Genomic DNA, 207 nt, shown 5'->3' with positions numbered 1-207 from the left:
GACTGGTTCATCCCGAGATTGGTGAGCCAGAACATTTGCAGCATTCCCGACACAATAGCCGCGCCGTGAATACCGGCAAACCACAGCAGATGGCCGATCAGTACTGCCAGCAGTATCGCCGGCAGAGAATCCGCTGCGGACACCAGTGGTTTAAAGATGGCCATAATGGCCTGCGGGATCAGCATATCAAACTGCGACTGTATCACC

General features: G+C 54.6%; 1 pseudogene. It reads right to left on the bottom strand.

The features are described 5' to 3' along the window. Window positions 1–207 (bottom strand): annotated as a pseudogene (locus tag FDX22_RS21165) (PTS sugar transporter subunit IIC); the annotation flags it as partial.

The organism is Citrobacter sp. TBCS-14 (assembly GCF_005280805.1).
GTDB classification, from domain to species: Bacteria; Pseudomonadota; Gammaproteobacteria; order Enterobacterales; family Enterobacteriaceae; genus Citrobacter; species Citrobacter gillenii.
The sequence above is the reverse complement of the archived record's forward strand: the minus strand, read 5'-3'. Positions and strand labels throughout refer to the sequence as shown.